Below are 23,984 nucleotides of genomic sequence, written 5' to 3'. Positions count from 1 at the left end.
ATCGCGGGTCAGGCAAATTGCTTCAGGAACCGCAGGTCGTTCTCGAAGAACAGACGCAGGTCCTGCACGCCGTAACGCAGCATGGTCAGACGCTCGAGACCGCTACCGAAGGCAAAGCCGATATAGCGCTCCGGGTCGAGGCCCATGTTGCGGATCACGGTGGGATGCACCTGCCCCGAACCGGAAATCTCCAGCCACTTGCCCGCGTTCTTGCCCTGCTCGAACATCATGTCGATCTCGGCCGAGGGCTCGGTGAACGGAAAGTAGGACGGCCGGAAACGCACCAGGATGTCGTCGCGCTCGAAGAACTTCTTGAGGAAATCGGAGTAGACGCCCTTGAGGTCCGCGAAGCTGATGTTCTCGTCGATCCACAGGCCTTCGACCTGATTGAACATCGGCGAGTGCGTGGCGTCGCTGTCTACCCGATACGTGCGGCCCGGAACGATCACCTTGATGGGCGGCGTATGGGTGCGTGCATAGCGAACCTGCATGGGGCTCGTATGCGTGCGCAGCAGCAGCGGGCGGCCGTCCTTGTCCTTGCCGTCCACGTAGAACGTGTCCTGCATGGAACGCGCCGGGTGGTTCTCGGGGCTGTTGAGCGCCGTGAAGTTGTACCAGTCGGTCTCGATCTCGGGACCGTCCGCCACGTCGAAGCCGATCGAGCCGAAGATCTGCTCGACGCGCTCCCACGTTTGCATCACCGGATGAAGGCTGCCTGCGCCCATGCCGCGACCGGGCAGCGTGACGTCGATGGCTTCGGCGGCGAGGCGCTGGTTCAACAGCGCGTCGGCGAGCGCCTGACGGCGTGCCGTCAGCGCCGCTTCCACCTGCTGCTTCGCGACGTTGATGCGTGCGCCTTCGGTCTTGCGCGTTTCGGGGTCAAGCCTGCCCAATCCCTTCAGGCGTTCCGTGAGGACACCCGACTTGCCGAGAAAGCGCGCCTTCTCGTTCTCGAGCGTGTTGACATCGGGCGCCTCGGCAAAGGCGCTTTGCGCGTCAGCGACAATCTGGTCCAGATCCATTGGTCCCATCGTTTCAACGTCAGTGTTTCAGTGTCTGTAGTACGGCGTAGCGGAGCCGGAGCACGACCGGTCCGACACCCACGCGCGACTGGCTCGACCAACAAAAACGGGGCTCGGTGAGGAGCCCCGTTTTTGTTGCAGCGTCACCGGCAAGCCGGAATGTTCGCTGCAACCAACCACGCAATACCTGAACGCCTGGTTAGCGATCAGGCCGCAACGGCGGCTTTCACCTGCTGGACGACAGCAGCAAAAGCAGCCTTGTCGAACACAGCCATGTCGGCCAGCACCTTGCGGTCGAGTTCGATCGACGCCTTCTTCAGGCCGTTGATGAACACGCTGTACGTCATGTCGTGCTGACGCACCGCCGCGTTGATACGCGTGATCCACAGTGCGCGGAACACACGTTTCTTGTTGCGACGGTCGCGGTAGGCGTACTGGCCTGCGCGCATGACCGCCTGCTTGGCGATGCGATAGACGTTATTGCGGCGGCCGCGGTAACCCTTGGCCAGCTTGATGATCTTCTTGTGACGGGCCCGTGCGGTAACCCCACGTTTGACTCGAGGCATGTTTCGCTCCTATGAGTATCGGTTGAGGGTTACGCGAACGGCAGCATTGCGCGCACGGAGTTCAGATCGGAATCGTGAACGGCCGTAGCGCCACGCAGGTGCCGCTTGTTCTTGGTGGTCTTCTTCGTCAGGATGTGGCGCTTGAAGGCTTGACCGCGCTTGACGGTACCACCCGGACGCACCACGAAGCGCTTCGCAGCGCTCTTCTTGGTCTTCATCTTGGGCATGACAGACAACTCCATTATTTGATGGACATGGGTGTGCGGTTGGCTCGCGAACGCCCGATGCAAAAGCCCGGGACCATCGTTTGCCCTTCACCCGCCCTTCGAAACCCACTCCACTTGGTATGCAGCCGGCCGGTGATGCTGGCCGCCGCTTTCAGGAAAAACGCCCGTCGCCGCACCGATCACTGAGATCGACACAGGATGCGGGCGCCGTTCCGGAACCTGCTGGCGCGAAGCGTCTAACGACGATCCGCGCACTAACCTGCTTCGCACGGCAGCGAAGTGCCTTGCGGCACATCGCGCTTGCCCTGCGCTTACTTCTTCTTCTTGGGAGCGAGCACCATGATCATCTGGCGCCCTTCCATTTTCGGCATCTGCTCGACCTGCCCCACCTCGTCGAGGTCAGTACGCAGGCGCTCCAGCATGCGCATACCGATTTCCTGGTGAGCCATTTCGCGGCCACGGAAACGCAACGTGATCTTCGTCTTGTCGCCGTCTTCGAGGAAGCGGACGAGGTTGCGCAGCTTGACGTGGTAATCGCCGTCATCGGTCCCGGGGCGGAACTTCACTTCCTTGACCTGGATGACCTTTTGCTTGAGCTTCGCCTCGTGCTGCTTCTTCGCTTCCTGGTACTTGAACTTGCCATAGTCCATCAGGCGGCACACCGGAGGCACTGCCTGCGGGGCAATTTCTACCAGGTCGAGATCCTGTTGTTCCGACAGACGGAAAGCATCTGCAAGCTTCACGATGCCGAGCGGCTCGTTATCGACTCCGACGAGACGCACCTCGGGCGCGGTAATTTCGCCGTTGATGCGATGCGACTTTTCAGTAGCGATGTTACGTTTCCTCTAAAAATTAAAAAAACGAGCCGCGCTGCCAGGTGGCTTACCTGAACGCCTGCAGGTCTTCACGCAGGCGTTCAACGAAGGCATCGACCGGCATCACACCGAGATCGACACCGCCACGGGCACGCACGGCTACCGTTTGCGCTTCACGCTCCTTGTCGCCGACCACCAGCAGGTACGGGACCTTTTCGAGCGTGTGTTCGCGTATTTTATAGCTAATTTTCTCGTTGCGCAAATCGGCCTCTACTCTAACCCCTTGTTTTTGCAACGTTTGGGCCAATTTTTGCGCATATTCGGCCTGACTTTCAGCAATATTCATCACAACCACCTGCATCGGAGCCAGCCAGGCAGGCATCGCGCCGGCATGGTGCTCGATCAGGATCCCGAGGAAGCGCTCCATTGATCCGAGGATTGCCCGGTGCAGCATGATCGGGCGCCGGCGGCTGTTGTCCTCGGCCACGTACTCGGCGCCAAGGCGCTCCGGCAGCACCATGTCGAGCTGCAGCGTGCCGCACTGCCACGAGCGGCCGAGCGCGTCCTTGATGTGGTACTCGACCTTCGGACCGTAGAACGCGCCTTCACCCGGCAGCTCTTCCCAGCTCACACCGCAGGCCGTGAGCGCGCGGCGCAGGCCGTCCTCTGCGCGATCCCACGTTTCGTCCGTGCCGGCGCGCGAGTCCGGACGCAGCGACAGCTTGATGTCGATGTGATCGAAGCCGAAATCCTTGTACACGCTCATGGCGAGCGTGTTGAAAGCGATCGACTCGCTGATGAACTGATCTTCCGTGCAAAAGATGTGTGCATCGTCCTGCACGAAGCCGCGCACGCGCATGAGCCCGTGCAGCGCGCCGGAAGCCTCGTTGCGATGGCACGAGCCGAATTCCGCGTAACGCAGCGGCAGATCGCGGTACGACCGCAAGCCATGATTGAACACCTGCACGTGGCCCGGGCAGTTCATCGGCTTGATGGCGTAGTCGCGCTTTTCCGACTCCGTCGTGAACATGTTTTCACGATAGTTCTGCCAGTGGCCGGACGCTTCCCAGAGCGAGCGGTCCATGATCATCGGCGTCTTGATCTCGAGATAGCCGGCCTCGGCCACGCGGCGGCGCATGTACTGCTCCACCTGCTGCCAGAGCGTCCAGCCGCGCGGATGCCAGAACACCATGCCGGGCGACTCGTCCTGCATGTGGAACAGGTCCAACTGCTTGCCGAGCTTGCGGTGGTCGCGTTTCTCCGCCTCTTCGAGCATGTGCAGGTACGCGTCCTGTTCTTCCTTCTTCGCCCAGGCTGTGCCGTAGATGCGCTGCAACTGCTCGTTCTTCGCGTCGCCGCGCCAGTAGGCGCCCGCCACCTTCATGAGCTTGAAGACCTTGAGCTTACCCGTGGACGGCACGTGCGGGCCGCGGCAAAGATCCGTGAACCCACCATGCGAATAGAGCTTGATCTCGTCGCTTGAGGGAATCGATCCGATGATCTCGGCCTTGTACTTCTCGCCGATGCTCTTGAAGTAGTCGACCGCCTCGTCGCGTGAGACGACGCGACGCGTAACCGGCTCGTCCTTCTTTGCGAGCTCCTGCATACGCTTTTCGATCTTCTCGAGATCCTCAGGCGTGAAGGGACGGCTGTACGCGAAGTCGTAATAGAAGCCGTTGTCGATCACCGGTCCGATCGTGACCTGAGCTTCCGGGTAAAGCTCCTTCACCGCGTACGCCAACAGGTGTGCCGTGGAGTGGCGAATGATGTCGAGACCGTCGGGGTCCTTCTCCGTGACGATCGCAAGCGACGCATCGCGATCGATGAGCGCCGACGTATCGACGAGCTCGCCATCGACCTTGCCGCCGAGCGCCGCCTTCGCGAGACCGGGGCCGATCGACGCGGCCACTTCGGCGACCGTCACGGGATGATCGTACTGTCGAACAGAACCGTCGGGCAGACGTATCGAAACCATTGCGTTCTCCATGTGCCGGCCGGCGGCACGTCAACAGGTGAAAGACAGAAACCCTACGCGGACCGGCAACGAAACCAGGGCAAAAAAAATGCGGCCCCGCTTTCGAGGGGCCGCATTCACATTTCGAACCAGACTACACGGCGAAATACAGAGGCGAAAGGGGTCCTCGACTAGCGTCGCTCCGAAGTAGTTTCGGTAAACGTTCGCGGTGTCATAACCGTATTCGCCTTATGCGCAAGAGCGCGTGCACTGCCGTTTGTACTGCTGCTTATACCGCATGAAACCCGATGCATGACCAGGCTTCCGATTTCGTTGGTAGGCTCGATTGGACTCGAACCAACGACCCCCACCATGTCAAGGTGGTGCTCTAACCAGCTGAGCTACGAGCCTGAAGAAGCTGAAATTATATGGAGTACCGGAACACTTGGCAAGCACTTTTATGCGGCGACATGAAAACGCCTCATGCCTTGCGCGCGGCCCGCACCACGCCCTGCACCTCTCCCAGCAGGGTGCACGCACGCTGGATTTGCGCCGCGCTCGACACCTCGACGGTGAACTGCATGAAAGCCGCGTTTCGCCGCGACTGCGTCTTCACGCCGATCACGTTGATCTTCTCGCGCGCGAACACTTCGGAGATGTCGCGCAGCAGCCCCTGGCGGTCGCCCGCCTCGATCGTGAGATCCACGGGATAGACGGACTGTCCGCGCCCGCTCAGCACGTCCGCGGACCACGTGGTCTGCAGCACGCGCTCAGGCGCGCGCTCGGCCATGCGACGAAACGTGGGGCAATCCGTGCGATGGATCGACATGCCTTTGCCGCGCGTGACGAAGCCGCTGATGTCATCGGGGGGCGCCGGACGGCAGCATCGCGCGAGCTGCGTGAGCAGCGCGTCCACGCCTACCACGAGCACGCCGGTGGATGCGCCATGCGCGACGCTCGCCCCGCTCGCGCGCTTCGTGATCTGCTCGGGCGTTTCCGTTTCCGGCTCGGGCGGCGGCGCGTCCTGCAACGCCTGCTCCACCTGACGCAGGCTGAACTCTTCCTTGCCGACCACGGAGAACAGATCGTCGGTCGACTTGAACCCGAGCTTGGCCGCGAGCTGGTCCAGATTGACCGAGGTCTTGCCCTCGCGCTGCAGCGTCTTTTCCACCATTGCGCGGCCAGACGCGATGTTCTCTTCGTGCTCGATCGCGTTGAACCACGCGCGCACCTTCTGGCGTGCACGCGGGCTTTGCAGATAGCCGAGCTGCGGGTTGAGCCAGTCGCGTGACGGCCCGCCCTCCTTCACCGCGATGACCTCGACCGTCTGACCGTTCTGCAGCGGCGTGTTGAGCGGCACCATCGCGCCGTCGACACGCGCGCCGCGACAGCGGTGCCCCAGCTCGCTGTGCAGGTGATACGCGAAGTCGAGGGGCGTTGCGCCCTGCGGCAGCGCGATCACGCGCGCCTGCGGCGTCATCACGTAGATGTGGTCGTCCTCGAAGGTAGCCTGGCGCAACTGGTCCCACGGCTGGCGGCCGTCGGACACGTCGTCTTTCCACGCGAGCAGTTGGCGCAGCCATGCGATCTTCTCGTCGTAGCGGTCGCTCGCGCTGAACTGACCGCCATAACCACGCACGCCCGCTTCCTTGTAGCGCCAGTGGGCGGCCACACCGTATTCGGCGAACTGGTGCATCTCGTGCGTGCGGATCTGCACTTCGAACGCGCGCCCGTCGTCGCCGATCACAACCGTATGCAGCGACTTGTAGCCGTTCGGCTTCGGCCGGGAGATGTAGTCGTCGAACTCTCTCGGCACCGGTTGCCACAGGTTGTGCACGATGCCGAGCACGGTGTAGCAATCCTTGATGTCGGGAACGATGACGCGAAACGCGCGCACGTCGTAGAGTTCGGCGAAATCGAGCTCCTTGCCGCGCATCTTGCGCCAGATGCTGTAGATGTGCTTCGGCCGCCCCGACACCTCCGCATCGATGTGCGCGGCGGCAAGCTCGGCGCGCAGGCGGTCGATGGCCTGCGTGACGTAGCTCTCGCGCTCCACGCGTTTCTCGTCGAGCAACTTCGCGATGCGCTTGTAGGTCTCGGGCTCTTCGAAGCGGAACGCGAGGTCCTCGAGCTCCCACTTCAACTGCCAGATGCCGAGCCGGTTCGCAAGCGGCGCGTAGATTTCGAGCGTCTCGCGCGCCACGTCGGGCGACGGCGTGAGCTTCGCCGCGGCGTAGTAGCGCAGCGACTGCAGCCGCGAGGCGAGCCGGATCAGCACGACACGGATGTCCTGCGCGAACGCGAGCAACATCTTGCGCAACGCTTCGACCTGCGCGCGACGCGCGGCCTGCGCATCGCGACCGGCCTCGGGCATCGCATTCTGAGCGGCGCGCATGCTGACGGTGCCGAGCCTCAACAGCTTGCGCACGTCCGCAACGAGCTGCGAAACCTCTTCGCCGAAGCGTTCGGCCAGAATGCGCTCGGGGTCCGACAGATACGGCGTGAGCGCGAAGAGCGCCGCCGCCAGCACCGCGGGCGAATCGACGTTGAGCTTGCCCATGATCGATGCCGTCCCCGCCGCATGCTCGATCAGTGATTCGCCGGACGGCAGTCGCGCGTCACCGGCGGTCTCGCGCACGAACGCGAGCGCGTCGTCGATGGACGGCACCGGACTCGTGGTGGTGGGGAGATTGTCGCGACTCATGATGCTTTGACCCGGCAATCATGCCGGGCTGGAACGATGAAACCGCCATGCGGCAGCCGAAGCTTCCGCACAGTCAATTGCAGGGCAACAAACCGCAGCCGCTTGCGCCGCGGGCTGCCCCGCCCAACCGTCAGCTGCGCTGAGCCGCCACTACGACCACTTCCACGAGGCACGCCGGGTTCGCGAGCTTCGCTTCCACCGTGGCACGCGGCGGCGTGGCGCCCGGCACGACCCACGTGTCCCACACGGCGTTCATGCCGGGAAAGTTGGCCATGTCGGAGATGAAGATCTGTACCGAAAGCAGATGCGACTTGTCGCTGTTCACTTCGGCAAGCAGGCGGTCGATGTGGTCGAGCACCTCGCGGGTCTGGCCGGTGATGTCCTGCTTCGTGTCTTCGGCGATCTGGCCGGCCAGGTACACGGTACCGTTGTGCACGGCGATTTCCGAGAGACGCGGGCCGACGTGGTGACGATTGACTGCCATAAGGTTTCCTGTTGGTGTGGTGAAGGTGGCACGCTGCGGCAATGGCGCAGCGCCATGCGCGGCCGCCTGCCTCGCGCAGGCGTGCAATCGCATATTATGACCCGAGCGCGGCTCAGCCGATCAGGAAACGTCGCGCGATAGCGATCTGGTCAGGTGCAAGAAAGGCCGGCGCATGGCCCGCACCGGCAATTTCGACGCTCGCAACAGCCTTCCCTTCGCTGACCATGCGCGCCACCGTCTCACGCGAAAGCAGATCCGACTGCTCGCCGCGCACGACGAGCATGCGCCCCGGGAAGGCCGCGAGCGAGCGCCAGAGTATCGATTCGCCGAGCGCGTTCTGCTCGGGCGTCGTGGCGCCGAACGGCTGGGCGATGCGCGGGTCGTAACGGAATGCCCAGGCGCCGTCCACCTCGTGCAGGAGCGGCGTGTTGATCTCGCGCCACTCCTCCTGGGTGAGCGGGCCGAACGACTGCGCGAGCAACGCGGCATGATCGATGCCCTGCTGCAGCGTTTCGAAGCGCGCCGGCTTGCCGAGATACTCGCCGATGCGAGCCAGCGCCTGCGGCTCGATATGGGGACCGACGTCGTTGACGATCATCTTGCCGATGGGTGAGTCGGGCAGGCCCGCCAGGGCGAGGCCGATCAGCCCGCCCATCGAAGTGCCGAACCAGTCCACTTTTTCAGCGCCCGTGCGCGCGATCAGCGTGACCATGTCGGCAACGTACTGCGCGACGCCGTAACCCATCGGGTCGGCGAGCCACGACGAGAGGCCGCGGCCCACCACGTCGGGGCACACCACGCGATAGGTGTCGCTCACCGCGGCCGCGAGCCGGTCGAAGTCACGGCCCGAACGCGTGAGCCCGTGCACGCAGACAAGCACGCGCGGGTTCGCAGGGTCGCCCCATTCGGTGTAGGCCATGCGGTGCAGACCGCCGGGGCTGATGCATTGAACGAAGCGCTGGCGCAAGGCGGTAGACGTGGCGGTCATCGTGAGGTCCTGTCCTGGCATAAGACTGTCGGGGCCGGGCCCGCTGCGGCGCCGGCGGCACGAGTCCGATTGTAGACGGCGGGGAACCGCACCAACGCGTTTTTCAAGGAAAGCGCGACGAGCGTCACGCGCAACGCGACCGCCCAAACACCGCGGGCGGAACGCTCTTTCCGAACCTTCCGCCCGCTTCGAATCGATTTACCGAACAAGGGTCACGTTTCGCCGACATAACCTCACGCAACCTCAAACGACCACACAGCCCCGCCTGCAAGCGACCGCGGCGACCACAGCAACCCACCATCAGGCCGCTTTTCGCCGACCGCGATACCGCTTAGCTCACGGCGCTCACGTCGAGCGGTGCGCCGGTCTTCGCCGCGATCTCGTCCACCGTCACGCCAGGCGCGAGTTCGGCGAGCCGCAAACCGTCTTCGGTCACGTCGATCACGCCGAGGTCGGTGATGATGAGATCCACCACGCCCACGCCCGTGAGCGGCAGCGAGCATTCATCGACGATCTTGTGCTGATCGCCCTTCGCCACGTGCTCCATCAGCACGACCACGCGCTTCACGCCGGCAACGAGGTCCATGGCGCCACCCATGCCCTTGATCATCTTGCCCGGAATCATCCAGTTCGCGAGGTCGCCGCTCTTGCTCACCTGCATGGCGCCGAGAATCGCCAGGTTGATGTGGCCGCCGCGGATCATGGCGAACGAGTCCGCCGACGAGAAGATCGACGAGCCGGGCAGCGTCGTCACCGTCTGCTTGCCTGCGTTGATGAGGTCGGCGTCCACTTCCTCGTCCGTGGGAGACGGCCCGATGCCGAGCAGCCCGTTCTCCGACTGCAGCCACACCTCGACGCCCGCGGGCACGTGGTTGGCCACCAGCGTCGGCAGACCGATGCCGAGGTTCACATAGAAACCGTCCTGCAGTTCCTTCGCCGCGCGCGCGGCCATTTCATCGCGATTCCATGCCATGGTCAGACTCCTTTTGCGCGCACGACGCGTTGTTCGATGCGTTTTTCCGGATGCGCATTGAGCACGATGCGCTGCACGAAGATGCCCGGCGTGTGGATCGCGTCCGGATCGAGTTCGCCCGTCTCCACGATTTCCTCGACCTCGGCCACCGTGATGCGGCCGGCCATCGCGCACATCGGGTTGAAGTTGCGCGCCGTGCGGCGATAGACGAGGTTGCCGGCCTTGTCCGCCTTCCACGCCTTCACGAGCGCGACGTCGGCGGTGAGCGAATGCTCGAGCACGTAGTGGTTGTCGCCGAACTGGCGGGTTTCCTTGCCCTCGGCAATCAGCGTGCCGTAGCCGGTGTTGGTGAAGAAGGCCGGAATGCCGGCGCCGCCCGCGCGCAGTTTTTCGGCGAGCGTACCTTGCGGCGTGAATTCGAGTTCCAGTTCGCCCGCGAGGTACTGCCGCTCGAATTCCTTGTTCTCGCCCACGTACGACGAGATCATCTTCCTGATCTGCCGCGTTTCGAGCAGCAGGCCGAGGCCGAAACCGTCCACGCCCGCGTTGTTGCTGATGCACGTGATGCCCTTAACGCCCGAATCGCGCAGCGCGCCGATCAGCGCCTCCGGAATGCCGCACAGGCCGAAGCCGCCCACGGCGAACGTCTGCCCGTCCTTGACGATGCCTTCGAGCGCGGCAGCCGCGCTCCCATAGACCTTGTTCATCAGTTTGTCCCTTCCTCAATGGAAACCCGAAAACCGGATCGGCGCAGTGCGCGGCAAAACTCGCCGGCAGCCAGTTGGCAAACGCCATTCTAGCCACACGGCGGCATGTCGTTGCAGCAGGCCGAATGGACATCCGGCCGTGCGCCTCACGCCGGCGCGGTGCCTTGCAGGGCAACGCTCGCCGCGCTCTTCTCGTTTGCCGCAAAGGGTACGATGCAGCGGTGTTGCGGCACAATACGCAAAAATACATAAGTAACCTCACCACCGTGGCGGCCTCGCCCATGCCCGACCAACGTTCGCTCGACTATCAGACCGCCTTTCATCTCGCGCCGATCGGCCTCGTGCTCGCGCGCGATCGCATCATCGAAGACTGCAACGACGAACTCGCGGCGATCTTCCGGTGCCGGCGCGAGTCGCTGATCGGGCAGTCGTTTCAGGTGCTGTATCCGTCGGCGGACGAGTTCGAGCGCATCGGCGCGCGCATCCCGCCCATCATGACCGCGCAAGGCAGCTACGCGGACGACCGTATCATGAAGCGCGCCGACGGCGAGCTCTTCTGGTGCCACGTGACGGGGCGGTCATTGGACCGCGCCGAGCCGCACGCGGCGGGCGTCTGGACCTTCGAGGACCTCAGCGCCACACGCCGCGTGGCCGTAGAACTCACCCCGCGCGAGCGCGAGATTGCCGCCCAGCTCGTCACGGGCAAGACGAGCAAGCAGATCGGGCGGATTCTGGATATCAGCTCGCGCACGGTGGACGTGTACCGCGCGCGGCTCATGCGCAAGTATGGGACGGGAAACGCCACCGAGCTGTTGCAGCGGCTGCTGGGGCAGTAAGACCCGGCGAGCGGGATTGTGCGCTCGCCGGTTGACAGGCCGGTGTGATGTTGTTGGCTGGACGCCGGCTTGAAGCTGTTCAGCAGGCCTGCTCAGCCGGCCTGCTCAGCTGGCCTGCTCATCTGGCCTGGGTAGTGAGCCTCAACGTGCCTTGACGAGTTCGGCCCGCTCGATCGTGGCGCGCAACAGATCCGGCATCGGCACCGATTTGCCGGCGGCGTAATCGATCCACACGCAGCGGGCGTTGCCGCGCGCATAGAGCGTGTCGGGGTCGTCCGCACGGCGCAGTTCGAAACCGGTGTCGAAGCTGCTGCGGCCAGGCTGGCCGACCGTCATCCGGCACACGACGTCGCCGGGATAGTGAAGCTGCCGCAAAAACTCCATCGATGCGTTGACGATCACCGGCCCTTGCCCCTCGCCGTTGCCGCCCGCGATGCCGAGATGCTCGAACCACGAAATCCGCGCCTGCTCCATGTAGCGGAAATAGACCGTGTTGTTGACGTGGCCAAACGCGTCCATGTCGCCCCAGCGAATGGGCATCGACATTTCGAAGACGGGGTGATACGCCTGCTCGCTCATCGAACTTCTCTTCCTGTTATTTCGTGGGACGCTTCACGTCAGTCTTCACGCGAGCCCGAAGCCGTCGTCGGCCGTAATCACCGAGCCGTTGATGAAATTCGATTCATCGGCCGCGAGCAGCAGCAAGAGGCCGTCGAGGTCCTCGGGCTTGCCCACGCGGTGGCGCGGCAGCATCGAAATCAGCTTCTGCCCCTGCTCCGTCGACCAGTGGTGATGGTTGATCTCCGTATCGATATAGCCCGGGCAGATTGCATTGACGTTGATGCCATGACGCCCCCATTCCTGGGCCATGGCCTTGGTCATGTGGACTACCGCCGCCTTGCTCATCGAATAGAGTCCGATCTGCGGCAGCACGCGCAAACCCGCCACGGACGCGATGTTGATGATGCGGTACGCCGGTTTGTGTGCGCCGTTGCCGCGCATCATCATCCGTTTGGCCACTTCCTGCGCGACGAAGAACGCGCCGCGCGTATTCGTATCGAACACGTATTCGAAGTCGGCGGGCGTGACGTCGGCGAGGCGCTGCGTCGTAGAGACGCCCGAGTTGTTGACGAGAATGTCGATAGTGCCTGCCTCGGTCTCGGCGTGCGCCACGGCAGACTTGATGCTCTGGTAGTCCGTCACGTCGAGCGACACGACGTGCGCCGCACCGCCCGATGCCTCGATTTCGGCGCGCAGTTCCTTGAGGCGCTCCACGCGGCGGCTAGCCAGCACGACTTTTGCGCCTGCCTGCGAGAGTACCTGGGCAAAGCGCTTGCCCAGTCCGCTCGATGCGCCGGTGATCAGCGCGACCTTGCCTTCCAGATTGATCGAACGGCCCATTGTCGTTCCTTGTAGGTGTTGAGCGTTGAGTGGACGGCACGTTGCGGCATGGCCGGACGTGCGTCAATACGGTAGCACAAAGAATAGAACGATCGTGCTAATCTGCGCTCTTCGGGTTGCGGGGTGTCAGACGTTACCGGACAATACGTTCCCGAAAAAAGCATTCTAACGGCAAGAGGAGCTTCGATGACCCCCGCAAGTCTCATTGAGCAGTACGGTCCACGCGAATCGATGGAGTATGACGTCGTGATCGTCGGCGGCGGCCCGGCCGGTCTTTCGGCCGCCATCCGTCTCAAGCAGCGGGCTGCGGAAAAAGGCGTCGAACTCGGCGTGTGCGTGCTGGAAAAGGGCTCGGAAATCGGTGCGCACATTCTCTCGGGCGCGGTCATGGACCCCCGTGCAATCAACGAACTGATTCCCCACTGGAAGGAAAAAGGCGCGCCGCTCGACGTGCCCGTCACCGAAGACCGCTTTCTGTTTCTGACCGAAACGGGCGCGCGCACCGTCCCGCACTGGGCGCTGCCGGAGAACTTCAAGAACGAAGGCAACTACGTGGTGAGCCTCGCGAACGTCACGCGCTGGCTCGGCCAGCAGGCGGAAGCCGCGGGCGTCGAGATCTTCCCGGGCTTTCCCGCGGCCGAGGTGCTCTACAACGAAGACGGCTCGGTGAAAGGCGTGGCCACGGGCAACATGGGCATCGGCAAGGACGGCCAGCCCACCGAGAACTTCCAGCTCGGCATGGAACTGCACGCAAAGTACACGCTCTTCTGCGAAGGCGCGCGCGGGCATCTGGGCCGCCAGTTGAACGAGAAGTTCAAGCTGAACCGCGACAGCGACCCGCAGGTGTACGGCATCGGCATCAAGGAACTGTGGGAGATCGACCCCGCGAAGCACCAGCCGGGCCTCGTCATCCATTCGGCCGGCTGGCCGCTCGACCCGCAGACCTACGGCGGCTCGTTCCTCTATCACATCGACAACAACCAGGTGATGGTCGGCTTCGTGGTGGGGCTCGGCTATTCGAACCCGTACCTCTCGCCGTTCGAGGAATTCCAGCGCTACAAGACGCACCCTGAAATCCGCAAGTTTCTGGAAGGCGGCAAGCGCGTTTCGTACGGTGCACGCGCCATCACGGCGGGCGGCCTCATGTCGCTGCCGAAGCTCGTGTTTCCGGGCGGCGCGCTGGTGGGCGACGACGCCGGCTTTCTCAACGCCTCGCGCATCAAGGGATCGCACGCGGCAATCAAGACCGGCATGCTGGCTGCCGACGCCGCGTTCGACGCCGTGCAGGCCGGCCGCACCGCCGACGAACTCACCGCCTACCCCGAGTCGTTCAAGACGTCGTGGCTTTACACGGAACTGCACCGTGCGCGCAACTTCAAGCAGTGGATGAGCAAGGGGCTCTACCTCGGCACGCTGATGGTCGGCATCGAGCAAAAGCTCTTCGGCGGCAACGTGCCGTGGACGCTGCATCACCAGCACTGGGACCACGAGATGCTCAAGCCCGCTTCGCAGTGCAAGCCGATCGAGTACCCGAAGCCGGACGGCAAGCTCACGTTCGACCGACTCTCGTCGGTGTTCATCTCGAACACGAATCACGAGGAAAACCAGCCGGCGCACCTCACGCTCAAGGACCCGAGCGTGCCCGTGAACGTGAACCTGCGCACGTATGCGGGACCGGAGGGACGTTACTGCCCTGCCGCCGTCTACGAATTCGTGAAGAACGACGACGGCAACGACCGGCTCGTGATCAACGCGCAGAACTGCGTGCACTGCAAGACCTGCGACATCAAGGACCCGACGCAGAACATCGTGTGGGTGACGCCGGAAGGCGGCGGCGGGCCGAACTACCCGAACATGTGAGGACTCGGGGCCGTCAGCACGCACAACGGCCCTTCTTCCGCCGATACAAAAAACGCCGCTTTCAAGCGGCGTTTCTTCTTATGGTGTGGCGCTTGCGCCCGAACGCTTCAGGGCGTTCCGGCCGCGATCTTCGGCGTCGTGGTCACCACGTCGCCGCACTGGGCGCGATGCCGCAACGCATGATCGATCAGCACGAGCGCCAGCATCGCTTCGGCAATCGGCGTGGCGCGAATGCCAACGCAGGGATCGTGGCGACCGAACGTCTCCACCGTCGCGGGCTGCCCCGCCTTGTCGATGGAGCGACGCGGCGTACGAATGCTCGACGTCGGCTTGATTGCGATGGAGACGGTAATGTCCTGCCCCGTCGAGATACCGCCGAGCACGCCGCCCGCATGATTGCCGACGAAGCCTTCCGGCGTGAGTTCGTCGCCGTGCACCGACCCACGTTGCGCCACGCTCGCGAAGCCGGCGCCGATCTCGACGCCCTTCACCGCATTGATGCCCATCATCGCGTGCGCAATGTCGGCGTCGAGCCGGTCGAACAGCGGCTCGCCCCAGCCGACCGGCACGCCCGACGCCACCACATTGATGCGCGCGCCGATCGAGTCGCCGTCCTTGCGCAGCGCGTCCATGTAGGCTTCGAGCTGCGGCACGATGTCGGCATTCGGCGCGAAGAACGGATTCTCGCGCACGTGCGACCAGTCGACGAACGGCACGTCGATCTCGCCCAACGCGCTCATGTAGCCCCGCACCTCCACGCCGAACTTCTCGCGCAGCCACTTCTTCGCCACGGCGCCGGCCGCCACGGTGGGCGCCGTGAGCCGCGCCGACGACCGGCCGCCGCCGCGATAGTCGCGAATGCCGTACTTTTGCCAATACGTGTAGTCCGCGTGACCCGGGCGGAAGGTTTCTGCGATGTTGCCGTAGTCCTTGCTGCGCTGATCGGTGTTGCGGATGAGGAGCGCGATGGGCGCGCCGGTCGTCACATCTTCGAATACGCCCGAGAGAATCTCGACCTTGTCTTCTTCCTGGCGTTGCGTCACGTGGCGCGACGTGCCTGGCTTGCGGCGGTCGAGTTCGAACTGGATGTCTTCGGTAGTGAGCGCCATGCCGGGTGGGCAGCCGTCGATCACGCAGCCGATGGCCGGGCCGTGCGATTCGCCGAAGGTCGTGACGGTAAAGAGCGTGCCGAGCGTGTTGCCGGACATGAGCGTCGTCCAAAGTAAAACGGGAAGCCGCTATTATGCCAGCCCGCGCGTTCAGCGCCGGGCGCCCCGCAGCGCCGTGACGATCTCCTCGAGCCCTTCCGGCGTGACGCTGGCCGGGTCGAGCGGCTCGCCCACCGCAAGTGTGAGCCGGCTGACCGCACCACGCCGCAGCGGCCGCGGCAGGTGCGCACTTTCGTCGCGCGAGAAGACGCTGCCCCACAGGCCGCGCAGCGCCATCGGAATCACCGGCACCGGCATGCGTTCGATGATCTCCATCACGCCATGACGGAACGCGTTGATCTCGCCCGTCCGCGTGAGTTTGCCTTCGGGGAAGATGCAGACCAGTTCGCCTTCGGCGAGCACTTTGGCGCACTGTTCGTAGGCCGCCGCAAGCAGGTGTGCGTCCTCGTGCGCCGGCGCAATCGGAATGGCCTTCGCGTGGCGGAACAGCCAGCCGGCCAGCGGCGCGCGAAAGATCCGGTGGTCCATCACGAAGCGGATGGGGCGCGGGCTTTCGGCCATGATGACGATCGCATCGACATAGCTCACGTGATTGCAGACGAGCACGGCCGGCCCTTCGGCCGGAATGCGCTCCGTGTGCACCAGCCGGATGCGATAGACCGTATGCACGAGCAGCCACGCGACGAAGCGCAGCAAGAACTCCGGCACGAGCAGATAGATGTAGGCGGCCACCGCCACGTTGAGAAGCGCCGTCACGAGATAGAGTCCCGGAATGCCGACGCCCGCGGAAGTCAGGGCCATCGCCATCAGCGCCGAGACGATCATGAACAGCGAGTTCAGGATGTTGTTCGCCGCGATGATGCGCGCACGGTGGCTCGGCACACTGCGGCTCTGGATCAGGGCATAGAGCGGCACGCTGTAGAAGCCCCCGAACATCGCGAGCAGGTACAGATCGACGAGGATGCGCCAGTGCGCCGGCACGCGCAGGAATTCGCCGACCGCGAGCAGATGCCCGGAGGCCGGAAGCGCGTGGCTCGCGAAGTAGAGGTCGATGGCGAACACGCTGATGCCGATGGAGCCGAGCGGCACGAGCCCGATCTCGATGCGGCGCTTCGAGAGCCGCTCGCACAGCAGCGAGCCCGTGCCGATGCCCACCGAGAATGTGGCAAGCAGCACGGTGACGACATCGGGGTTCGCGGAGAGCACGTCCTTCGCAAAGTTGAAGAAGGACGCGAGGAAGGTCGCGCCCACGAACCACAGCCACGAAATACCGAGCAGGCTCAGAAACACCGTGCGATTGCCGCGGGCCAGTGTGAGGTTGCGCCAGGTTTCGCTAACCGGATTCCAGTTGATTCGCAGCTCCGGCTGCGAAGGGGTGGACGGCGGCACGAATGCCGAGGCAAAACGTCCGATGAGCGCAACCGAGACGCACAGGCACGCCAGCACGGCCGCACCGTTGCCCGGCAGCCCTGCCGCGGCGCCACCGGCAATCGTGCCCACGAGGATGGCGACGAACGTGCCCATCTCCACCATGCCGTTACCGCCCACTAGCTCAGCATTCGTGAGGTGCTGCGGCAGGTAGGCGTACTTGACGGGACCGAACACGGTGGAATGCACGCCCATCAAGAACGTGCAGGTGTACAGCAGCGCCGCGCTGTGCAGCCAGAACCCCGCGCCGCCGACGAGCATCACGGCAATCTCGAAGGTCTTCACGAAACGCGTGAGCATGGCCTTGTCGTACTTGTCGGCGATCTGGCCCGAGGTCGCCGACAGCAGCACGAAAGGCAGGATGAAGATCGCGGAAATCAGGAACGGTGCGGTTTTCGGATCGACACCGGAAAAACGCGCCGTCTGATAGGTGACGAGCGAGGTGAAACCGATCTTGAAGACGTTGTCGTTCATCGCGCCGAGGAACTGCGTCCAGAAGAACGGCGCAAAGCGGCGCTCGCGCAGCAGCCCGAACTGCGATTCGTGTACCTCGCCGTCGCGAGGGGCGCGGCGCGCAGCGGGCAAGGGGCGGTCGCTCATGAGGGAGGCAGGAGGGGCAGGAATGGGGCCGGCACCGGCAATGTCCGCCTGGTGAAAGCGGGTGTTGAGGTAGAGGCCGGGGTAGAGGCCACGACGGCCAGCGACGGCCAGGTGAGTTCGACAAAAAAACGCGCGCCTGCTGCGCGCGTTTTTCTCTCGAAACGGTGACCGCGGTACCGCCGGCAGGTTGGAACCGGCCCGGCGATCGCGAACTCACGGCGCACAGCTTGCTCGCCCCTGGGCGCGAGCCCACCCGGTGAACCACCGACGGAGCAACCGCCGGCGCTTACTGCCGCGTGGGCTGTTCGCCCTCTTCCTCGGGCCAGTCGCGAATATATGCCTTCAGCATGCGATTTTCGAAGCTCTGCTCTTCCACCACGGCCTTCGCCACGTCGTAGAACGAGATCACCCCCATCAGCGTGCGGCTGTCCAAAACGGGCAGATAACGGACGTGATGTTCGAGCATCATTCGTCGCACTTCGTTGACGTCGGTTTCCGGCGTGCAGGTGACGGGGTGGTCGTCCATTACCTTGCGGATGGTCGCCGCGCCCAGGCTGCCATCGTTTTTGCGCAGCGTCAGAATGATTTCACGGAAGGTCAGCATGCCGACCAGATCGCCATATTCCATCACGACGAGCGACCCGATGTCGTGCTCGGCCATGGTGTTGACTGCGGCGTGCAGCGGCGTGTCGGGCGTCACGGTAAAAAGGGTGTTGCCCTTGACCTTCAAAATGTCGCTGACTCGCATGGTCGTCTCCTGGCGATACGGGTAAATGCAATTCACAAATGCGGCTGGTTATGCGGACTTATCTGGACTTATCCAGACATAGGGCACCCGAGCGGCAATGCGCGGGGCAAAAGCCCATGCCGCATAAGCAATGCGGACTGATTTTTGATGCTAGCGGAAAGGTCGGCAAAAGGAAAGCGGCCATTCCACGCACAACGGCATTCATTTGCGATCGAAATACCGGCAACGGCCGCCTCGCGCAGCGGCCCCTTCAGCAGGTCCATTGACGCGCTTGGGGGAAAACGGCACTTGATGCCGCGCAGCCCGGTGTTACGATCGCTCACTCCCTTACCTCACAAGGTTCTGGCCGCACCGGCCCGGGCCCATCGACATGTCCGCCAACCGTTTCGACACGCTCGCGCTGCATGCCGGCGCGGCCCCGGATCCCGCCACGGGCGCCCGCGCGACGCCGATCTACCAGACCACCTCGTTTTCGTTCCGCGACACCGACCATGCCGCCGCGCTCTTCAACATGGAGCGTGCGGGCCACGTCTACTCGCGCATCTCGAACCCGACCGTTGCCGTATTCGAAGAGCGGATCGCAGCACTCGAAAACGGCGTCGGCGCCATCGGCACCGCAAGCGGCCAGGCGGCGCTGCATCTCGCCATCGCCACGCTGATGGGCGCGGGTTCGCACATCGTCGCCTCCAGCGCGCTCTACGGTGGCTCGCATAACCTTCTCCACTACACGCTGCGGCGCTTCGGCATCGAGACCACGTTCGTTCCGCCTCATGACCTCGACGCCTGGCGCGCGGCGCTGCGCCCGCAAACCCGGCTGCTCTTCGGCGAAACGCTGGGCAATCCCGGGCTCGACGTGCTCGACATCGCTGCCGTGGCCCAGATCGCCCACGAACACCGCGTGCCGCTTCTCGTCGACTCGACATTCACCACGCCTTGCCTGCTGCGCCCCTTCGAGCACGGCGCCGACCTGATCTACCACTCCGCCACCAAGTTCCTGGGCGGCCACGGCACGACGATCGGCGGCGTGCTGGTGGATGGCGGCACATTCGACTTCGACGCATCGGGCCATTTCCCGGAACTGACCGAGCCCTACGAGGGCTTCCACGGCATGGTGTTCGCCGAGGAAAGCACCGTTGCCCCGTTCCTGCTGCGCGCGCGCCGCGAGGGTCTGCGCGACTTCGGTGCCTGCCTGCATCCGCAGGCCGCATGGCAACTGCTGCAGGGCGTGGAAACGCTGCCGCTGCGCATGGACCGGCACGTCGCGAACACGCGCAAGGTGGTCCAGTTTCTGGCCGCGCACGAGGCGGTGGAATCGGTCGCCTATCCCGAGCTCGAGACCCACCGCGACTACGCGCTGGCGCAACGCCTGCTGCCCCGCGGAGCAGGCGCCGTGTTCAGCTTCAACCTGCGAGGCGATCGCGCCGCCGGACGGCGTTTCATCGAAGCCCTGACCCTGTTCTCACATCTCGCCAACGTGGGCGACGCCCGCTCGCTCGTCATCCATCCGGCCTCTACGACGCATTTCCGCATGGATGCCGCCGCCCTCGCCGCAGCAGGCATCGCCGAAGGCACGATCCGGCTCTCCATCGGCCTCGAAGACCCGGACGACCTGATCGACGACCTCAAGCGCGCGCTGAAAGCCGCGCAGAAAAACGCCGCGCCCGCGGCAAGCGCGCTTCCCGCCTCGGCTCCCGGCTCTGCCGTCGCCAACCCGGCGCGGGCAGGCAAGGAGGCGCCATGATCCTCGACGTGCGGGGCGTACCCGCTTATGTCTATACCGGCGGCAAGCCCTTCGATCCGGCGCTGCCGACGGCCGTGTTCGTCCACGGCGCCGAGCACGATCACAGTGTGTGGGCACTGCAGTCGCGCTACTTCGCAAACCACGGCTTCGGCGTGCTCGCGGTCGACCTGCCGGGCCACAGCCGCAGCGCCGGGCCGGCATTGCGCGACATTCCCGCCATGGCAGACTGGCTCGCCGCACGGCTCGACGCGGCGGGCGTGCAGCGCGCCTTCGTGGCCGGTCACAGCATGGGCTCGTTGATCGCCCTCGACTTCGCCGCACGCTATCCGGCGCGCACCACGCATCTCGCGATGCTCGCCACCGCGTTGCCCATGACCGTCTCGCCCGCTTTGCTCGATGCCGCCCGCGAGCGCGAACCCGAAGCGATCGCCATGGTGAACGCATGGTCACACTCGACGATCGCGGCCAAACCGTCGAATCCCGGCCCGGGGTTCTGGCTGCACGGCATGAACCAGCGGCTCATGGAACGCGTGTCGGCGCGCGGCGAACCCCAGTTGTTCCATACCGATTTCGCCGCCTGCAACGCGTATACCGACGGCCTCGCACGCGCCGCGGCCGTGCGCTGCCCCGTGCGAATCATCGTCGGCCGGCGCGACGTCATGACGCCGCCGCGCGCCGCGCGCGCCTTGGCCAATACCTTCACGCAGGCCGGCGTGACCGTGGATACCGTGACGCTCGACTCCGGACACGCCATCATGGCCGAGCAACCCGACGCCACGCTCGACAGCCTGTTCGCCTTTGCATCACGCCCGGGTGCATTGCTTGCCTGAGACGAAACGGCCATCGCAGGCACCACGATAGCGGTTGCGCGCGTGTCGCGGCATCGGCCGGATAGCCGGGTTGCACGGGTGGTACGACAGCAGCACAATCGTTCGAACGCAATCACGAACGCCACAGCGAGGGCAAGGAGGCGATCATGGAACGCACCACGCACCGCGAAAACGAACACTTCGCGAACTTCGACGAGTTCTACCCGTTCTATCTCGGCGAGCATCGCAATCCGGTATCGCGGCGGCTGCACTTCGTGGGTTCGCTGGGCGTGATCGGCTGCGTGGCCATGGCAATCGCCACCGGCCACTGGCCCTGGTTGCCGGCGGCGGTCGTGTGCGGCTACGGGTTCGCGTGGGTCGGGCACTTCTTCTTCGAGAAGAACCGTCCCGCCACCTTCAGACACCCGATCTACAGTCTGATGGGCGACTGGGTGATGTTCGCGGACATCTGCCGCGGCAAGCTGCCTTTGTAGGGCAAGGTCACACCGCCGTCTGGTGCGGCATGGACGACGGGTGATGGGCGTCGCTCCCGGCGAAAGCCGCGCGAGCCTCGCGCGCCGCCATGAGGGAAGCCAGCGACAAGGCGAGTTTTTCGTTATCGAGCGCGGCGAGCAGCATGGCTGCATCCACGCGGCTGGAGCGTAGCTTAAGCTGATACTCGAGCTCGTCGCGGTCGATGACGAAGAGGCCGAACAGGCGCGCCACCGAAATCTGGCCGGGATTGGCGATCAACAGGAACCGCGGTTCAGCCCCGCCCTGCTCGAGCCGCGCCACCCATTCGAGCGCTTCGAAGCGCTGCAGCAACCGCGAGGTGGTTTCCATGTCCCGGCGCAGCATGCGCGCAAGCTCGGGCAGCGTATGGCCGGGCCGGCCGGCGTCACGTGCTTCGGCAAGCCGGCCGAGCAGTTGCAGCCCGTCCAGCAGATCGCTGCCGGGAAACTGCGGCCGGTGGAATTGCCCGATGCGTATTTCCGGCAAGGCGGACGCGATCATCGCGCCCGCCAGCGTGATGAACCAGCTCAGATACATCCACAGGAGAAACATCGGCGCCGCGGCGAACGCGCCGTACACGGCCGTATAGGTGGGAATGCGCCGCACGTAATAGCCGAAGCCGCGCTTGGCCAACTCGAACGCGACGGCCGCGCACACGCCGCCCACCACCGCGTCGCGCCATTCCACGCGGCAGTTCGGCAGATAGACGTAGAGCATGGTGAACGCGAGCACCATGAGCGGCAGCATGGCACCTGTCAGCAGCCATTCGATCACGCCGGAGCCGCTCTGGCCCGCCGCGAAAGCAAGCGACTTGGTGAACAGATACGACGAGATGGAAAGGCTCACGCCCACGAGAATCGGCCCCAGCGTGAGCACGGCCCAGTAGACCAGCACGCGCTGCGCGAACGGCCGCGGCTTGCGCACGCGCCAGATCACGTTGAACGCGGATTCGATGGTCATCATGGTCATGACCGACGTGACGAACAGCACGATCATGCCCATCGTCGTGAGGCCCTTGGCCTTTGACGCGAACTGGTTCAGGTAGCGAAAGATCTGATCGTTGATCTGCGAGGGCATCAGGTGATCCGCGAGGAAGCCCTGCAGGGACATCTGGAACTGCGCGAAAATTGGAAAGGCCGTGAAGAGTGCGAACGCGACGGTAGCGAGCGGCACGAGCGAAAGCAGCGTCGTGAAGGTCAGGCTGCCGGCCACCTGGGGGATGCGGTCTTCTGCGCTACGCCGCGCAGCAAAGCGCGCGAGCCGCCGCACGAGATCCAGATCCACACGCACTTTCGACAACCAGTCCATCGCCCCGCCTCAATCGAAGTGTGCGCCGCGCGCGGCATGCGCGGCCGACCCAACCCCTATAATACCTGTTCACCGACGAGGCTTATGAAAGACATCCTTGTGCTCTATTACAGCCGGCACGGCGCAACCCGCGAACTCGCGCTCGCGATTGCGCAAGGCATCGACAGCGTGCCCGGTGTTCAGGCGCGCGTGCGCACCGTGCCCCCCGTATCCACCGTCTGCGAAGCGACACAGCCCGACATCCCCGAGTCCGGTCCGCCCTACGCCGAGTTGCGTGACCTCGAGGAATGCGCCGGTCTCGCGCTCGGCTCACCCACGCGCTTCGGCAACATGGCCGCGTCGCTCAAGTATTTCCTCGACGGCACCACGCCGCAATGGCTCTCGGGTGCGCTCGCCGGCAAGCCCGCCTGCGTGTTCACGTCGACCGGCAGTCTGCACGGCGGCCAGGAATCCACGCTGCTTTCCATGATGCTGCCGCTTCTGCATCACGGCATGCTGCTCGTCGGCATTCCCTACACCGAAAGCGCGCTCGCCACTACGCAAAGCGGCGGCACGCCCTACGGCGCATCGCACTTCGCCCGCGCAGGTACAGCGGCGAACGGCATCTCCGCCGACGAACGCACGCTCGCCATCGCGCTGGGCGCACGGCTGGCCCGTACGGCGTCCATGCTGAACGAGCGGCCATGAACGTCCCTCGCGATGCCGGCAGCGCGCAGGCCGCGAACGCACGCGTCGAGTCGTCGCGTGCCGCGGCGCGCGGCGCGCTTGCCGCGCTCGTGGGGCTCATCGCACTCTGCATTGCATGGGAGCTGTGGCTCGCGCCGCTTCGCCCGGGCGGTTCGGCCCTCGTGCTGAAGGCCGCCCCGCTGCTGTTCGCGCTGCGCGGCGCGGCTCGCCGCGACCTGTACACGCTGCAATGGGCGTCGATGCTCGTGCTGCTGTATGTCGCCGAGGGCATCGTGCGCGGCATGACGGACGGCGGCCTGTCGAGCCGGCTGGGCTGGGTCGAGGTCGTGCTCGCCGGCGCTTTTTTTGTTGCTGCTCTCGTCTATGTCGCGCCGTTCAAGCGCGCTGCGCGACGCGCGCCGCCTGGACAACAGTAGCGCGTGCCTTGCCGGCCTGTCGCGTTAC

Annotated in this window: 23 protein-coding genes and 1 tRNA gene; 7 read left to right on the top strand and 17 right to left on the bottom strand. The window is 64.5% G+C overall.

Features of this window, described 5'->3' with window-relative positions; genetic code table 11:
* Positions 1–8: 8 nt before the first annotated feature.
* The 11 genes from pheS to P2869_RS05515 all read right to left on the bottom strand — a co-directional run bounded on the left by pheS (position 9) and on the right by P2869_RS05515 (position 10,440).
* Positions 9–1,022: a phenylalanine--tRNA ligase subunit alpha gene (pheS, locus tag P2869_RS05565; RefSeq protein WP_277597689.1), complete on the bottom strand. Its 1,014-nt coding sequence runs from the start codon at positions 1,020–1,022 to the stop codon at positions 9–11.
* A gap of 206 nt (positions 1,023–1,228) precedes the next feature.
* Positions 1,229–1,588: a 50S ribosomal protein L20 gene (gene rplT, locus P2869_RS05560; RefSeq protein ID WP_017777778.1), complete on the bottom strand. Its 360-nt coding sequence runs from the start codon at positions 1,586–1,588 to the stop codon at positions 1,229–1,231.
* A 29-nt stretch (positions 1,589–1,617) separates the two neighbouring features.
* Entirely contained in the window at positions 1,618–1,815 is a 198-nt protein-coding gene (gene rpmI, locus P2869_RS05555; RefSeq protein ID WP_004191477.1) for a 50S ribosomal protein L35, read from the bottom strand.
* A gap of 311 nt (positions 1,816–2,126) precedes the next feature.
* On the bottom strand, positions 2,127–2,648 hold the full coding sequence (gene infC, locus P2869_RS05550) for a translation initiation factor IF-3 (RefSeq protein WP_081601939.1): 522 nt from the start codon (positions 2,646–2,648) through the stop codon (positions 2,127–2,129).
* Between the two features lie 49 nt (positions 2,649–2,697).
* Positions 2,698–4,605 (bottom strand): threonine--tRNA ligase, encoded by a 1,908-nt coding sequence (gene thrS, locus P2869_RS05545; protein WP_277597688.1) that lies wholly within the window; start codon positions 4,603–4,605, stop codon positions 2,698–2,700.
* Between the two features lie 313 nt (positions 4,606–4,918).
* Positions 4,919–4,995 (bottom strand) — tRNA-Val (locus tag P2869_RS05540).
* Positions 4,996–5,065: 70 nt separating this feature from the next.
* Positions 5,066–7,288, bottom strand: a complete 2,223-nt coding sequence (locus P2869_RS05535) for a bifunctional (p)ppGpp synthetase/guanosine-3',5'-bis(diphosphate) 3'-pyrophosphohydrolase (RefSeq protein ID WP_126878854.1) — start codon at positions 7,286–7,288, stop codon at positions 5,066–5,068.
* 130 nt (positions 7,289–7,418) lie between these two features.
* Positions 7,419–7,772, bottom strand: coding sequence for a RidA family protein (locus P2869_RS05530; RefSeq protein ID WP_017777773.1), 354 nt, complete (start codon positions 7,770–7,772; stop codon positions 7,419–7,421).
* A 112-nt stretch (positions 7,773–7,884) separates the two neighbouring features.
* Positions 7,885–8,760: an alpha/beta hydrolase gene (locus P2869_RS05525; RefSeq protein ID WP_277597687.1), complete on the bottom strand. Its 876-nt coding sequence runs from the start codon at positions 8,758–8,760 to the stop codon at positions 7,885–7,887.
* 331 nt (positions 8,761–9,091) lie between these two features.
* Complete coding sequence (locus P2869_RS05520; RefSeq protein ID WP_017777771.1) at positions 9,092–9,733, bottom strand: CoA transferase subunit B; 642 nt, start codon at positions 9,731–9,733, stop codon at positions 9,092–9,094.
* A 2-nt stretch (positions 9,734–9,735) separates the two neighbouring features.
* Positions 9,736–10,440, bottom strand: coding sequence for a CoA transferase subunit A (locus P2869_RS05515; RefSeq protein ID WP_126878856.1), 705 nt, complete (start codon positions 10,438–10,440; stop codon positions 9,736–9,738).
* Positions 10,441–10,721: 281 nt separating this feature from the next.
* Here P2869_RS05515 and P2869_RS05510 point away from each other — a divergent pair, with 281 nt between their 5' ends.
* Positions 10,722–11,276 (top strand): PAS and helix-turn-helix domain-containing protein, encoded by a 555-nt coding sequence (locus P2869_RS05510; RefSeq protein ID WP_126878857.1) that lies wholly within the window; start codon positions 10,722–10,724, stop codon positions 11,274–11,276.
* Between the two features lie 141 nt (positions 11,277–11,417).
* Here P2869_RS05510 and P2869_RS05505 read toward each other — a convergent pair whose 3' ends face one another.
* Together P2869_RS05505 and P2869_RS05500 are read right to left on the bottom strand one after the other, a co-directional pair.
* A complete protein-coding gene (locus P2869_RS05505; RefSeq protein ID WP_017777768.1) occupies positions 11,418–11,855 on the bottom strand; it encodes a thioesterase family protein in 438 nt (145 codons plus the stop codon).
* A 45-nt stretch (positions 11,856–11,900) separates the two neighbouring features.
* Entirely contained in the window at positions 11,901–12,677 is a 777-nt protein-coding gene (locus P2869_RS05500; RefSeq protein ID WP_017777767.1) for an SDR family oxidoreductase, read from the bottom strand.
* A 186-nt stretch (positions 12,678–12,863) separates the two neighbouring features.
* On the opposite strand from P2869_RS05500, the gene P2869_RS05495 reads away from it, so the two are divergent.
* The gene (locus P2869_RS05495; RefSeq protein ID WP_277597686.1) at positions 12,864–14,537 is read left to right on the top strand and encodes an electron transfer flavoprotein-ubiquinone oxidoreductase; all 1,674 of its coding nucleotides are present in this window, start codon (positions 12,864–12,866) and stop codon (positions 14,535–14,537) included.
* A gap of 107 nt (positions 14,538–14,644) precedes the next feature.
* On the opposite strand, the gene aroC is transcribed toward P2869_RS05495, so the two are convergent.
* The 3 genes from aroC to P2869_RS05480 form a co-directional block, all read right to left on the bottom strand.
* Positions 14,645–15,745, bottom strand: coding sequence for a chorismate synthase (gene aroC / locus P2869_RS05490; protein ID WP_277597685.1), 1,101 nt, complete (start codon positions 15,743–15,745; stop codon positions 14,645–14,647).
* Between the two features lie 51 nt (positions 15,746–15,796).
* Positions 15,797–17,734: an MFS transporter gene (locus P2869_RS05485; protein ID WP_277597684.1), complete on the bottom strand. Its 1,938-nt coding sequence runs from the start codon at positions 17,732–17,734 to the stop codon at positions 15,797–15,799.
* A gap of 286 nt (positions 17,735–18,020) precedes the next feature.
* On the bottom strand, positions 18,021–18,482 hold the full coding sequence (locus P2869_RS05480) for a CBS domain-containing protein (protein ID WP_017777763.1): 462 nt from the start codon (positions 18,480–18,482) through the stop codon (positions 18,021–18,023).
* Between the two features lie 370 nt (positions 18,483–18,852).
* On the opposite strand from P2869_RS05480, the gene P2869_RS05475 reads away from it, so the two are divergent.
* From P2869_RS05475 to P2869_RS05465, 3 genes are all read left to right on the top strand, one after another.
* On the top strand, positions 18,853–20,223 hold the full coding sequence (locus tag P2869_RS05475) for an O-acetylhomoserine aminocarboxypropyltransferase (protein WP_017777762.1): 1,371 nt from the start codon (positions 18,853–18,855) through the stop codon (positions 20,221–20,223).
* The gene (locus tag P2869_RS05470; protein ID WP_017777761.1) at positions 20,220–21,053 is read left to right on the top strand and encodes an alpha/beta hydrolase; all 834 of its coding nucleotides are present in this window, start codon (positions 20,220–20,222) and stop codon (positions 21,051–21,053) included. The genes P2869_RS05475 and P2869_RS05470 overlap by 4 nt, the downstream gene beginning before the upstream one ends.
* Before the next feature lie 146 nt (positions 21,054–21,199).
* On the top strand, positions 21,200–21,526 hold the full coding sequence (locus P2869_RS05465; RefSeq protein WP_017777760.1) for a DUF962 domain-containing protein: 327 nt from the start codon (positions 21,200–21,202) through the stop codon (positions 21,524–21,526).
* A gap of 7 nt (positions 21,527–21,533) precedes the next feature.
* On the opposite strand, the gene P2869_RS05460 is transcribed toward P2869_RS05465, so the two are convergent.
* Positions 21,534–22,853: a YihY family inner membrane protein gene (locus P2869_RS05460; protein WP_017777759.1), complete on the bottom strand. Its 1,320-nt coding sequence runs from the start codon at positions 22,851–22,853 to the stop codon at positions 21,534–21,536.
* Between the two features lie 84 nt (positions 22,854–22,937).
* On the opposite strand from P2869_RS05460, the gene wrbA reads away from it, so the two are divergent.
* Together wrbA and P2869_RS05450 are read left to right on the top strand one after the other, a co-directional pair.
* Positions 22,938–23,540 (top strand): NAD(P)H:quinone oxidoreductase, encoded by a 603-nt coding sequence (gene wrbA / locus P2869_RS05455; protein ID WP_017777758.1) that lies wholly within the window; start codon positions 22,938–22,940, stop codon positions 23,538–23,540.
* Positions 23,537–23,956, top strand: coding sequence for a DUF2069 domain-containing protein (locus tag P2869_RS05450; RefSeq protein ID WP_277597683.1), 420 nt, complete (start codon positions 23,537–23,539; stop codon positions 23,954–23,956). The genes wrbA and P2869_RS05450 overlap by 4 nt, the downstream gene beginning before the upstream one ends.
* Positions 23,957–23,984: the final 28 nt, after the last annotated feature.

Origin of the sequence: Paraburkholderia sp. SUR17 (genome assembly GCF_029536165.1) — a bacterium.
In the GTDB taxonomy this organism is placed as follows: Bacteria; Pseudomonadota; Gammaproteobacteria; order Burkholderiales; family Burkholderiaceae; genus Paraburkholderia; species Paraburkholderia kururiensis.
This window is presented reverse-complemented; position numbering and strand designations above follow the sequence as displayed.